Below are 12,982 nucleotides of genomic sequence, written 5' to 3'. Positions count from 1 at the left end.
ATTACTCCTGCGAACCGGCGCAAGAGGCGCTGGCTGCTAACGCCGCCTCATAGACCTCACGTGCCTGGCTCAAACCACGCCCTTCCAGCTCGCTGAGGTAGATTTCGATACCTGCTTCCAGCGGGCCCTGCCAGTCAGGGTTCTCAAGCGGGTTTTCGATTTCACGAATGGTATGGCCCGCGTCAACGGCTTCCTGTTTACCTTCTACATCAAGACGGTCAAACACGGCACCGGCTTTTTCTGCCCACTTCATGCCGGAGTTGTTGTCGATCACCGCTTGTTGCTCGGGAGATAAACGCTCATAAGTACGCTGGTTCATGGTGGCAACAAACACTAGCGTATAAAACGGCACTTCTGTGTGGTAGCTCACCAGCTCGTTGATACGAAAGCCCTTTAGGCCCTCCCAGGGAAAGCTCAAACCATCAATAACGCCACGCTGCATGGCGGTATAAATATCCGGCGCTGGCATACCTACGGGGCTTGCGCCCATGTTCTCCAACATTTGGCCGGCAACCGCCGTGGGACGACGGATACGTAGCCCTTCTAGATCAGCAGGTGTTTGAACATCGGTACCAATAGTGTGAATACCGCCCGGTCCGGTAGTGAACATGAACAACGGACGCGTATCTTCGTATTCGCTATCCAGATGACCATCGTCGTAAAGAGTTTGCAGCACACAAGCGCCCTGGGTGGCTGAACTTGCCACACCGGGGAGTTCAACAATCTGCGAAAGAGGGAAGCGGCCAGCCGTGTAGCCCTGCGCTGTTGCACCGATATCAGCGATGCCATTGGCGGCTGCTTCGTAAATGGAGTCGGGCTTGGCTAGCGTGCCCGAAGGGAACATCTGAACGGCTAGATCGCCACCGGATTCTTCAGCAATCGTATCGGCCCATACTTGTAGGATATCTTCGTTGACACCTGATGCTCCTGGCCAGAAGTGAGCCATACGTAAGGTCGTCGAAGCCTGAGCCGCACTCATCGATAGACCTGCAATGGCGGCTGCCAGCACACACTGAGTTAATTTTGTTTTCATGGGGAAGACTCCGAGCCTTAAGCATGCGTTTGTTCGCATAACGAATATTAGTTCGTTTTACTGAGCCAACCTTAATCCACTCGCCGCCATAGAGCCAATCGACCTTGGTCTACATCAACCTTCTTTATAACTTTCCAACCCGTATTTAATTTTGGCTTTATACGATATAAAGAGCACCGGTATCAAAGAAGTTCCGAGTAGCGGATCCCAATTAGCGCATGCTCGCGCATTAACATCTCGACACGTGCCCCTTCACCATTTACAAGCGATTGAAAAATAAGCTCATGATGGAGTTGGGCAAGCTGAAGCTTGCGGTACTCATGCGAGAGCTTACCTTTATCAATTACGATGGAAGCAGCCGCCGCAAAAGGCAGATGGTTATTGCGTGAAATGGCATCGGCGATAACGCCGCTACCGGCCGAGCACACAATTAGCTCGTGAAAATGCCAGTTAAGCTCTATCCAGCTTTGAATATCCTCTTCAACCAAATATCCCTTATCAAGCACTTCCCTACCTTTATGGATCCAAAATTCAAATTCCTCACGCTGCTGGCTAGACACGCCGTGTTCCGCCAAACGCCGTGCGGCGAGGCCCTCAAGCACTCCACGCACCTCCACAGCACAGTGCACATCCGCATCGGTAAATTCACGTACCATAAAGCCACGCTTGCCCGCACGCTTAAGCAGCCCTTCTTGTTCAAGCGTACGGAATGCCAAGCGCACCGGGGTTCTTGATATCCCCAACTGCTCTGCAACGGCCTCTTCACCTAACCGCTCCCCTTGGGGATAGTGACCATCCTCAATCAACTTGCGCAGTTGGCTGGCTACGTTTTGATTGCTGCTGCTCATTTGTCTTCTCTCATTTTCATAACATTGGGGTGTTTAATTAATACCCTACACCAAAGTCTAGGTTGACGATAAAAACCCCTATAGCCTTTACTTTGGATCCAAAAGAAAGAAAAACCAATAACAAATTTCAATAAGGAGTGCCCCGTGACTCAGCAAGCCCCCTACCCGCTAAACACATGGTACGTTGCCTGTACTCCCGATGAACTCGCCGATAAACCACTAGGAAGAACCATTTGCAACAAGCAACTCGTTTTCTTCCGCGGTGATGAAGGCCGCGTCGCTGCCATGGAAGACTTCTGCCCCCACCGTGGGGCGCCGCTCTCCTTAGGTTTTGTGCGCGATGGCAAGCTGGTATGCGGCTACCATGGCCTTGAGATGAACTGCAGCGGCAAGTGCGACAGCATGCCTGGTCAACGTGTTCGAGGCTTCCCCAGCGTGCAATCGTACCCTGTTGAGGAACGCCATGGTTTTATCTGGCTCTGGCCTGGCGATCCCGATAAAGCGGACGCTAACCTCATTCCAGAGCTTGAGTGGGCGAACAACCCCGATTGGGCGTATGGCGGCGGGCTCTACCATATCCAGTGTGAGTATCGACTCATGATCGATAATCTCATGGATTTAACCCATGAGACGTACGTTCATGCCTCCAGTATCGGACAGCCGGAAATCGAGGAGGCAGCACCCGATACGAAGGTAAACGGCGATGAAGTCATTACCAGCCGCCAAATGGAGAATATTCCAGCGCCGCCTTTCTGGCAGACAGCGCTACGCGGCAACGGCTTGGCCGATGACGTGCCGGTGGATCGCTGGCAGGTTTGCCGCTTCACCCCACCTAGCCATGTATTGATCGAAGTCGGCGTCGCACATGCTGGCAACGGCGGCGCTGATGCGCCAGCGGACAAGAAAGCCTCAAGCGTGGTGGTGGATTTTATTACTCCTGAATCAGATACCTCCATCTGGTATTTCTGGGGGATGGCGCGCAATTTCAAACCCGAGGATCAGGAGCTGACCGAGAAAATCCGCGAGGGTCAAGGCAAGATTTTTGCCGAAGACCTGGACATGCTCGAGGCGCAGCAGCGCAACCTTTTACGCTACCCGGATCGCCAGCTGTTAAAGCTCAATATCGACGGTGGTGGTGTGCAGGCGCGCCGAATCATTGACCGCATTCTCACCGAGGAGCGCGAGACATCTGAGGCAGGAGCTAATGCATGACCCATACATCGCCTTCTCTCATTGTCGAGGTCATCGCGCGTTACGATGAAGCCTTGGATATTGTGGTCTTCGAGCTAGCTGACCCGCATGGCCGGGAATTACCGGCCTTTAGCGCGGGTGCGCATATTGATGTGCGCGTTAAAGACGGCGTTATCCGTCAATATTCACTCTGCAACCACTCAGACGAGCGTGACCGCTACTTGATTGGGGTACTGCGCGACCCCGCTTCACGCGGCGGCTCTAGCGCCATGCACGATGAGATACAGATTGGCGATCTTGTGCAGATCAGCGCGCCTAAAAATCACTTTCCGCTCAAGCCCGCCCAGCGCATTGTACTGCTGGCAGGCGGCATTGGTATTACACCACTGCTCTGCATGGCCGAACGCTTAGCGCACACTGATGGCGCCTTCGAGCTCCATTACTGCACGCGTTCCAGGGAGAGGACCGCTTTTTATCAACGCCTTGTTGAGGCCGACTTTGCCGCGCAGGTTCACTTCCACTTCGATGATGGCGAGCCAAGCCAGCATCTGAATCTCGATACCCTGCTTGGTCAGCCAGATGCTGATACCCGCGTCTATGTCTGCGGGCCTAAAGGCTTCATTGATGCAGTCATGACTACCTGCAAAGCGAATGGCTGGCCTAACGACCAGGTGCACACCGAGTATTTCAGCGGGGCCGAAATCGACAGTTCACAAGACGGCAGTTTCGAAGTGCGTATCGCCAGCAGTGGCGAAAGCTTTACCGTGCCCGCCGATAAAACAGTTCATCAAGTTCTCTCAGAGAATGGCATTGAGGTGATGGTTTCCTGTGAACAAGGGGTATGCGGTACGTGTTTAACGCGTGTGTTGGAGGGCGAGCCGGATCACCGAGATCTTTACCTAGAGGATCACGAGCACGCCGCCAATGACCAGTTCACGCCTTGCTGTTCACGCTCTAAAAGCAAAGTACTTGTGCTGGATCTATGATACGCCAACAACGGTAATAGCCTATTTGATAGTCCAAAGGATAACTACAATGAAAAAATCCCAGACAACCGTGACCCAAGCCGCGCTGCTCAGCGCGCTCGTTTTGTTGCCAGCTGTCTCCCAAGCCCAGACAACGCTGCGCTTAGCGCATGTATGGCCCGGCGGTTCAATGATCGATAGTGCGCTTTTCCAGGCATGGTCGAAGAGCGTAAACGAAGCCTCCGACGGCCAACTTAACGTCGAAGTGTTTCCCAGCCAAACGCTGGCCAAGTCGGCACAGACATACGAAAGCACGACGCGCGGCATCACTGATGTCGGTGCGTCCGCCCAGGGTTACACGGCCGGCCGATTTCCGTTAACCCAGATCGTTGAGCTACCCGGTGTCTCATCAAGCGCTCGCGAGGGGGCGTGTATTCTGCAGTCGCTTTTTGAGCAGGGCCACCTGGAGCAAGAGTATGCCGACACCCATCCGCTATTCTTCTTCACCACGGGCCCGGGTTATCTGCATACCAAAGACAAGTTGATCGAAACACCTGACGACTTGGCCGGTTTACGCCTGCGCAGGCCCACACCCTTGGTGGGCGATATGATGGAGCGGCTCGACGCACAGGCCGTCGGCATGCCCGCCCCGGATGTATTTACGTCAATGCAGCGTGGCGTCGTGGATGGCCTGAGCTTCAACTGGGAAGGGATGAAAACGTTCCGTCTCAACGAGCTGGCGCATTACCATACCGAAGTGCCTCTCTACGATTTGTCGCTGTTCGCGGTCATGAACCAGCGTAACTACGAGAACCTCTCCGCAGAGCTTCAGCAGGTGATCGATGAACATAGTGGTATGGAGTGGTCGATGCGCGCCGCCGAGGTCTACGACACGCTGATCGCGCAAGGCCGACAAGAGGCTGAAGAGGCAGGGCATGAGTTCATCGTTATCGAAGACGCACTTAACGACCCCGATTGGGGCCCGGTATTGCAGGAAACCATCGATAACTACCTAAACGAGGTAGGGGGTAATGCCAGAGAGATCTACGATGCGGCGATGGGTTTGAAAGAAGAGTGCGCGGTTACCAACGCCTAGCAAGGTGGCCCTTTGCGCTTGATCGCCGCTAACCAAAAAGCGCCGGACTCAAAACCGGCGCTTTTTACTTACTGCTTTTCATCCATTGGGTGAGCGTCAGAAATCGAAAAAGATCGTCTCCCCTGGCCCTTGCAAGCGAATATCAAAGCGATAGCGGATGACGCCGCCGGCCTCTTCACGCTTGGCGATCAACGTCTGGCGACGATTGTCTGACTCAACCCGCGAAAGCACCGGACACTCGCGGTTGGCCTCAACCTCATCGTCAAAATAGAGACGCGTTTGCAGGTGGATATTCACGCCACGGGCAAATATCGCCAGGTTGATGTGCGGCGCCATCAGCTTGCCGTTAGGGTGCACAACGGCACCTGGCTTGATGGTCTTTAGTGACCACTCACTGCCGTGATCAAAGGTGGTGGCGGTCCGCCCGAAACTATTAAATGGCTTACGTAGATCGTAATCGGACTGGTAATTCCCTTCCGCATCGGCCTGCCACGCTTCCAGGAAGGCATCGCGCACCAGATCACCATTACCATCAATAACGGTGCCCACAACCTCGATATGCTCTCCTGAAGCATCAGGCTTGACCATTTCGCTCCAGATCTCTTCGTCGCGCTCGGGGTTACCGGCCGCGGCCAGCGCCAAACCAATATGCACGTAAGGTCCGGCGGTTTGCGAGGCGGTTTCACGCAACATCAATTCGCTCATCGGCTGGGTGTTAGGCTGTTTCATCATCAATCCCCTGCCTTATTGGTTTTCAAAATAGGTTTGCAGCTCGCCGCGCACCACAATGTCAAAACGGTAAGCCAAGCAATCCATCGGCTTGCTGTTAGCCATATCCAGGCGGCCGACCATCGTCTCCACGGCTTCGGGGTCTTTCAGCGTGTGCACGATGGGGCATAGCGGAATCAGTGGGTCCCCCTCAAAGTACATTTGCGTGATCAGCCGAGAAGAGATAGACGGCCCCATGACCGAGACATGAATATGCGCCGGCCGCCAGCTATTTACATCATTCGGCCAGGGGTAGGGGCCTGGCTTGATGGTCCGAAAACGGTAAAAACCCTGATCGTCGGTCAAGCAGCGGCCCACGCCACCAAAGTGAGGGTCCAGCGGTGCCAAGTAAGCATCTTTCTTATGGCGATAGCGCCCACCCGCATTGGCCTGCCACATCTCTACCAGCGTATGGGGTACCGGCTTGCCAAACTGGTCCATCACGCGGCCAAACAAGATGATCCGTTCACCCTGAGGCAGCCCTTCGCCTTGCGTGAAGTTCATCAGCAGGTCGTTATCATAGGACCCCATCCGCAGATGGCTGAAATCAGGCCCTGTCAGCTCAGAAGCAGTGGGCTGCTGCATGCTCATCAACGCCTGCTGGGGCGAACGCGCAATAGAAGTTTTATAGCCAGGGGCATAGGCGGGCGGATGCCAGTTACGGTCACGGGTCACAAAGCGATTATGATTAGATTGCATGGCGAAATGCTCTTTATGGCGAGGTAAGCATTGGGCGGCGCTTGCCCCCTTTGCGCTTTCACTCATCAAGTGTGACGCGTTGCTTCATTCATGCCAATTGAAGAGTCGTTCTCGCTCATAACCTATAGGTTATTGCCTTTAAGACCTTGGTATAATGCGCTCTGCCGCCACTTGGCGTAGCGTTTCGCAAAAAGCGTCGCGGGTCAGCGATTTCGTCATACTCACGTTCGTGCAAATGCCGACAGATCCTCCCTGCGCCTCAAACGGCAATGCGAGCTCTTTGAGCAGACCTCTCTCCAGCTCTTCGATCACCGCTTCCCGCGGGGCTATCCAGAGCGCGTCGCTCTCCAGCGTGTAGCGATAGCTGACCGGCAGCGAGAGCGTCTCCAGCAACAGCGGCGGTAGCGTAATGGCATGGCGTACACAAAAGCTGTCCACCTGTTGGCGCAGCGTGGTTTGCGGGGGTGGCACTGCCCAGGGATAGGCGATGAGCTGGCTCGCGGCTACCGGCGTTACCTGGGCAAGCGGATGACCGCTGCGTGCCACGATAACCAGCGGTTCATAATAAAGATGTTCAAAATAGAGATCGCCAATTTCCCGCGCCTCGGTCATCCGCCCTACCACCATATCAAGCTCGCCTAGGCGCAAGCGTGAAAGTAGATAGGCACTGGCGCCGGTTACTACCGAGACGCTGGTATCGTGCTGGCCAGCCGCTGACGCACTGTGCCAGCGCTGTATCGCCACAGGCAACAGACGGCTCTCGACGGTGGATAGCGCTCCTATGCGCAGCCAGCGTCCACCATGATGCGCATCACCGATAGCACTGACACCTTCGTCCAGCGCCCGCATGGCTGGGCCTGCATGGCGCAGCAGCGTCAAGCCCGCCTGGGTGAGCGACACCCCTTGCGAAGTGCGCTCGAAAAGTGGCGTTTGCAAAATCTCCTCAAGCTCGCGTATCGCTTTGGAGATCCCCGGTTGTGTAATCGCCAGCGCCTCAGCGGCGCGGGCAAAGCTGCGCCGCTTGGCGACTTCGAGAAAGGCCATCAAGTGGCGTAGTTTGATACGGGCGTTGAGCATGGCTTTCTATTATCAGCAAAACAGAAGACGCTACCTTCGCCGATTCGCGCTCACAAGGAAATCGTTTAATTTACTCCGCACACTCTTCTCGCAAGCTTAACGCGTGTTCGTAGATATCCCGTGCATTATTCAAGCCTCGCTCCTCCAGGCGCGCCAAGTAACGCTCGGTGCCCTCTTCAAGTGGGCCTGACCATTCGGGATCATTTAAAGGATTTTCTACTGTGTGAATGGTATCACCTTGCTCCAGCGCCTCTTCACGGCCTACCGCATCCAGACGGTGATAGACCCCACCGGCAATCTGCGACCACTCCATGCCGCTGTGCCGGTCGATCACCTCGCGCATTTCGTCAGACAGGCCTTCGTAGGCGCCGCGATTCATCACCGCCATCACCGCCCCTGAGTAGTAGGGCACTTCCAGATGGTAATTGACCAACTCGTTGATACCAAAAACCCGCATCGCCTCCCAGGGAAAGCTCAAGCCATCCATGACGCCGCGCTGAAGCGACGTATAGATATCGGGCGCCGGCATGCCCAACGGGTCGGCGCCCAGACTCGAAAGCATCTCTCCTGCAACATCGCTCGGGCGACGGATACGCAGCCCACTTAAATCTGCTGGCGACTGAATATCAGCGTTACGTGTATGTAGGTAAGCTGGCCCTGTTGTAAATAAAAAGAGCACTTTGACGTCCTCATACTCGCTCGCGATCAGCTCATCATCGTACATCTTTTGCAGAATACAGGAGCCTTGAGGAGCACTACTGGAGACGCCTGGTAGCTGCACTATTTCAGATAGCGGAAAGCGCCCTGAGGTATAGCCTTGAAGCGACGCAGCGATATCAGAAATACCGTCAACCACGCCTTGATATGCGTGATCCGGCTTGCTGAGCGTCCCGGAAGGGAATATCTGTACTTCAAGCTCACCATTGGAGGCTTCCTCGACGCTACTTGCCCACGCTTCAAAAATTTCCTGATGCACTGCGGAAGCCGACGGCCAGAAATGGGACATTCTTAGCGTTTCGGCGTGTGCGCTAAAAGATACGGTGGCGACAGACGCTAGAAGCAGGCTTTGGGAGATGGCGCGTTTCATAAGTTCGTCCTCTTATTATCTTTGTTGAATAGGGTGTTACGACATAAGCGATGTTTTAAGGCCTAGGTTTGGAGTGTCGGAACCTCTATCAATAAAGGCTCGTTCATGCTTAGACCTTTGGATAGAGCATCCGCCAGACGCTCCTGGGAATCGGCAAAGAGCGCTTGCACGCCGTAGCCTTGCGCCACGGCGCAGAAATCAATGGCTGGCACATCAAGCCCCGGCGCATCCTCCACCTGCATATGTCGGGCAAAGCCTCTTAGCGCACCGTAAGTACCGTTTTTAAGGATGATAAAAACCACCGGAATACGGTATTGAGCAGCGCTCCATAACGCCGTGATGGCGTAGTTCGCTGACCCATCACCGATGACGCCGATCACCTGACGCTCCGGCTTGGCAAGCTGCACGCCAAGCGCCGCTGGTAGGCCAAAGCCAAGCCCTCCGGCTGCCGGAAAGAAGTAGCTTCCCGGATAACGCATTTCAACGCGCTCCCAGAAAATTTCCACCGTTGAGGTGGATTCTTTGACATAAATGGCGTCTTCGGGCGCCATCTTGTTTAAAAGCTCAAACACGTTGGCAGGTGCCAGCTGGCCATCGGCGTCTTGCACGCGCTGAGGCGCCGGTAGAGGTTCCGGCATTTTCCGGTCGCTCTCTTCGATCTGAGCCAGTAGCGCGGTTAGTATCGCGTGGACATCGCCCACGTACGCCTCTCCCATGGGGGCCCTAGCCGCCTCATCTGCGTCACTTGTAATGTGCAGCAAGCTTGCGCCCTCAGGCAGGTACCGCCCTGGCGCGTATTTGTGATAACGGAATACGGGCGCGCCTACCACCACAATGAGGTCTTGACCTTCCAGCTGCTCGGTAATACCGGCAATGGCGGCAGGCAGTACGCCACGAAAACAGGGATGGCGGGTCGGGAAAGGACAGCGTGATGCCGAAGGAGCGACCCATACCGGCATTTTTAGCCGCTCAGCCAATGCCACAGCCAGCTCGTTCGCCTGCTGGGCATCCACATCTGGTCCTAATACCAGCACTGGACGAGCGGCTGACTGAAGACGCTTAACCAGTTGCTCAATTTGCGCAGCGCTTGGAACGCCGGCATGTACCACGTCACGCTCAAGCAGAAGCGCTGCATCTTCACCAGCATCGCGTTCCCAGTCATCGTGCGGAATGGAGACATAGACCGGCCCGCGTGGCGGTAAGCTGGCGCTATGGATCGCCTGGCTCAATGCCCGCGGCGTATCTTCGGCACAGGCAGGCTCATAGCTCCACTTGACGAGCGGTTTGGGAAGCTGCGGTGCATCAACGTTGGCAAGCATTGACTCGACGCCGATCATCGAGCGTGCCTGCTGTCCGGCGGTAATCACGAGGGGGGAATGGGAATACCAAGCGTTGGTCAGCGCCCCCATGGCATTTCCCGTACCTGCCGCGGCATGCAGGTTCACAAAAGCGGGCTTTCCGCTGGAGAGTGCATAGCCGTCCGCCATACCTGCCACCACGCCTTCATGAAGCCCGAGAACGTACTGAAAGTCGTTCGGCATACCTTTAAGAAAGGGCAATTCATTGGATCCAGGATTACCAAAGATAGTGGTGATTCCCTGTCGGCGTAAAAGCGAGTAGGTCGTGGCGTGTACGCTTGGCATGGTCAGTTCCTTATTGGATTTCTTCTTTCCACGCTAGCTGCCGTTACTATAATTGATCAAATCAATAATATTTCTATTTAGAATAAATGAGATCTATATCGTGGCCCACACTGACCTTAATCTTATCCGTACCTTCCTGATACTGTTTGAAACGGGCAGCGTTACTCAAACAGCCGAGCAACTATATGTTACCCAGCCATCGGTCAGCTACGCTTTAAATCGGTTAAGAGAGCTGTTCAATGACCGGCTTTTTGTGCGCACTTCACGGGGCATGGAGCCTACTACCGTGGCGCACCAGCTATACCCTTCACTAAAAGAGGCCTTGCGCCAGGTTAACGACACGATAGAGAGTAGCCGCCATTTTACGCCCGCCCATTGCAAGCTGCGTTTCCGCTTGGCGCTAACCGATCTAGGTGAAATGGCGTTGCTGCCGGCTATTTTAAATCTTTTTTATGCGCAGGCACCCCAGGCTGAGCTGGAGGTGGTGCCACTGGAAATTGCAAAAGCCCAGGAATGGTTGATGGCGGGCAAGGTTAATGCCGTTATTTGTAGCCGTCCGTTAAACGGCGCAAATATTCAAAAGCACGTGCTGTTGAATGACCGCTATGTCTGTTTACTCAATGAGCATTACCTTGCTGCTGATGACTTAGCTGATAAGGGCTTAAGTATTGAACAGTTTACCCGTGGACGACATGTATCCATCTCCTCCTCGTCGGGGCACGATCTTGTTGAAGAAGTGATGGAGCTGCGGGGTATTCAGCGAAAAGTGAGCTTGTCACTGGCGCATTTTTCCGTCTTGCCACAAATCCTGCATGGCAGCGATCTTATCGCCATATTGCCTCTTCAAATTGCGGCCAGCTTTGAAGATCACTTGCTTAAAATACACGAACTACCCTTTGAAGTTCCAAGTTTCAGTGTGGCCCTTCACTGGCATGCGCAAACCAGCAGCGCGCCATCGCAACGCTGGTTTTGCGACACCATTATCAAAGCTGTGACGTCAGCCCAAACGATATAGCTACCCAAAGAGCGACGTCAGCTCACTTTTATTATTTTTTGTATTGAATAAAAACGGCGCTCTGGAGCGCCATTTTTGTCCTCCGTTATCGCGCTAGATAGGATAGTGACGCGGGCCGGTTTGCAGCGTCATCCAGCGCAGTTCCGTGAACTCCTCGATGACCGCCTTACCACCGAAGCGTCCGTAACCGCTACTTTTTACGCCACCAAACGGCATTTGCGGCTCGTCGTGTACCGTTGGCGCATTGATATGACAGATGCCAGTTTCAATTCGCCCAGCAACCCGCAGCCCGCGTGCGCTATCGCGGGTAAACACGGCGCCTGAAAGGCCGTACTCGCTATCATTGGCAACGCGAATGGCCTCCTCTTCACCCTTGACGCGAATCATGGCGACCACAGGACCAAAGGACTCTTCCGAATAAAGCCGCATTGCCTTTGTGACGTTATCCACCAGCGTTGGCTGCATCACGACACCTTCAGCCTTTCCTCCAGAGCCTAAGCGGGCGCCATTGCTGAGGGCGTCATCGATCAGTTCGTTGAGCTTATGACCAGATTCCTGGTTGATGAGCGTCCCCAGTACATTGCCTTCTGCACGAGGATCTCCCGCTGTCAGTGTCTTCGCTTTGGCCGCCAACTTCTCGGCAAACTCATCGGCAACGGCTTCATCTACGATCAAGCGCTCGGTCGACATGCAGATTTGCCCCTGATTGAAGAAGGCGCCGAAAGCGGCCGCTTCAACCGCTGCGTCAATATCGGCATCGTCAAGCACCAGAAAAGGTGCCTTACCGCCAAGCTCTAGCAGTACGGGTTTAAGGTGCTTGGCGGCTTTCTCCGCAATAATTCGCCCAACCGTTGTAGAGCCGGTAAAATTGATACGACGAACCGCCGGATGCTCTATTAATGCGCCAACCACACTTGATGCTTGCTCGGGCTGATTATGGATAACGTTAACAACGCCGTTACCCAGGCCCGCATCGTGCAGCACCTGCCCAATCAGCGCGTGCGTATTCGGGCACATTTCTGATGCTTTCAGTATAACGCTGTTACCACACGCCAATGGCCCGGCAATGGCCCGCGTACCCAGTATGATAGGTGCGTTCCACGGGGCGATACCGACCACCACGCCGCACGGTACGCGAATGCCCATGGCCAGGCTATCAGGCACGTTGGAGGGGATAATATCGCCCTGTATTTGTGTGGTTAAGGCAGCCGATTCACGCAACAAGTTCGCCGCCACCATGACATTAAAGCCTGCCCAACCCGGGGTAGCGCCCGTTTCATCCACCATGGCATCGATGAACGCCTGCTGGCGTGACTCCATCAGCTCAGCGGCCTTGGTCAACTTCGCCCGGCGCTCGCCTGGGCCCGTCCGAGACCAGGACTTGAAAGCGCCGTGAGCCGCTTCGATAGCCCGATTGACATCTTCAAGCGAGGCCGCCGCCACTTGAGAGACCGTTTCGCCACTCAGCGGATTGCAGCGCTTGAAGGTGGCGCTATCTGAAGCAAGACACTGCTGGCCGTCGATTAATAATTGAACTGACGTCATGGCATGGCTCCGATT

Annotated in this window: 12 protein-coding genes and 1 pseudogene; 5 read left to right on the top strand and 8 right to left on the bottom strand. The window is 54.8% G+C overall.

What is annotated here, in order from left to right; genetic code table 11:
* Position 1 precedes the first annotated feature (1 nt).
* Both ELY38_RS11245 and ELY38_RS11240 read right to left on the bottom strand, forming a co-directional pair.
* Positions 2–1,033: a TRAP transporter substrate-binding protein gene (locus tag ELY38_RS11245; protein WP_127062278.1), complete on the bottom strand. Its 1,032-nt coding sequence runs from the start codon at positions 1,031–1,033 to the stop codon at positions 2–4.
* Positions 1,034–1,215: 182 nt separating this feature from the next.
* On the bottom strand, positions 1,216–1,881 hold the full coding sequence (locus ELY38_RS11240) for a GntR family transcriptional regulator (RefSeq protein WP_127062276.1): 666 nt from the start codon (positions 1,879–1,881) through the stop codon (positions 1,216–1,218).
* A 144-nt stretch (positions 1,882–2,025) separates the two neighbouring features.
* Between ELY38_RS11240 and ELY38_RS11235 the strand changes: the two genes are divergently transcribed.
* From ELY38_RS11235 to ELY38_RS11225, 3 genes are read left to right on the top strand one after another with little or no spacing between them, the layout of a single operon-like run.
* Positions 2,026–3,093, top strand: coding sequence for an aromatic ring-hydroxylating dioxygenase subunit alpha (locus ELY38_RS11235; protein WP_127062275.1), 1,068 nt, complete (start codon positions 2,026–2,028; stop codon positions 3,091–3,093).
* Positions 3,090–4,058, top strand: a complete 969-nt coding sequence (locus ELY38_RS11230; protein ID WP_127062273.1) for a PDR/VanB family oxidoreductase — start codon at positions 3,090–3,092, stop codon at positions 4,056–4,058. Before ELY38_RS11235 ends, ELY38_RS11230 begins: the two co-directional genes overlap by 4 nt.
* 49 nt (positions 4,059–4,107) lie before the next feature.
* Entirely contained in the window at positions 4,108–5,133 is a 1,026-nt protein-coding gene (locus tag ELY38_RS11225; protein WP_127062271.1) for a TRAP transporter substrate-binding protein, read from the top strand.
* Positions 5,134–5,229: 96 nt separating this feature from the next.
* Here the strand turns inward: ELY38_RS11225 and pcaG are convergent, their stop codons facing one another.
* From pcaG to mdlC, 5 genes are all read right to left on the bottom strand, one after another.
* Complete coding sequence (gene pcaG, locus ELY38_RS11220; RefSeq protein ID WP_422822331.1) at positions 5,230–5,862, bottom strand: protocatechuate 3,4-dioxygenase subunit alpha; 633 nt, start codon at positions 5,860–5,862, stop codon at positions 5,230–5,232.
* Positions 5,863–5,877: 15 nt separating this feature from the next.
* Complete coding sequence (gene pcaH / locus ELY38_RS11215) at positions 5,878–6,600, bottom strand: protocatechuate 3,4-dioxygenase subunit beta (protein WP_127062269.1); 723 nt, start codon at positions 6,598–6,600, stop codon at positions 5,878–5,880.
* Positions 6,601–6,738: 138 nt separating this feature from the next.
* Positions 6,739–7,677 carry a pca operon transcription factor PcaQ gene (gene pcaQ, locus ELY38_RS11210; RefSeq protein WP_127062267.1) on the bottom strand — a complete coding sequence of 313 codons (939 nt, stop codon included), beginning with the start codon at positions 7,675–7,677 and terminating at the stop codon, positions 6,739–6,741.
* A gap of 70 nt (positions 7,678–7,747) precedes the next feature.
* A complete protein-coding gene (locus ELY38_RS11205) occupies positions 7,748–8,764 on the bottom strand; it encodes a TRAP transporter substrate-binding protein (protein WP_127062265.1) in 1,017 nt (338 codons plus the stop codon).
* 62 nt (positions 8,765–8,826) lie between these two features.
* The gene (gene mdlC, locus ELY38_RS11200) at positions 8,827–10,407 is read right to left on the bottom strand and encodes a benzoylformate decarboxylase (RefSeq protein WP_127062264.1); all 1,581 of its coding nucleotides are present in this window, start codon (positions 10,405–10,407) and stop codon (positions 8,827–8,829) included.
* 100 nt (positions 10,408–10,507) lie between these two features.
* Here mdlC and ELY38_RS19415 point away from each other — a divergent pair.
* Positions 10,508–10,681 (top strand): annotated as a pseudogene (locus tag ELY38_RS19415) (helix-turn-helix domain-containing protein); the annotation flags it as partial.
* 48 nt (positions 10,682–10,729) lie between these two features.
* On the top strand, positions 10,730–11,422 hold the full coding sequence (locus ELY38_RS11195; protein ID WP_246009134.1) for a LysR substrate-binding domain-containing protein: 693 nt from the start codon (positions 10,730–10,732) through the stop codon (positions 11,420–11,422).
* Between the two features lie 93 nt (positions 11,423–11,515).
* On the opposite strand, the gene ELY38_RS11190 is transcribed toward ELY38_RS11195, so the two are convergent.
* A complete protein-coding gene (locus ELY38_RS11190) occupies positions 11,516–12,967 on the bottom strand; it encodes an aldehyde dehydrogenase (RefSeq protein WP_127062261.1) in 1,452 nt (483 codons plus the stop codon).
* Between the last annotated feature and the right edge of the window lie 15 nt (positions 12,968–12,982).

Source organism: Vreelandella nanhaiensis, from assembly GCF_003990185.1.
Taxonomy (GTDB): Bacteria; Pseudomonadota; Gammaproteobacteria; order Pseudomonadales; family Halomonadaceae; genus Vreelandella; species Vreelandella nanhaiensis.
This window is presented reverse-complemented; position numbering and strand designations above follow the sequence as displayed.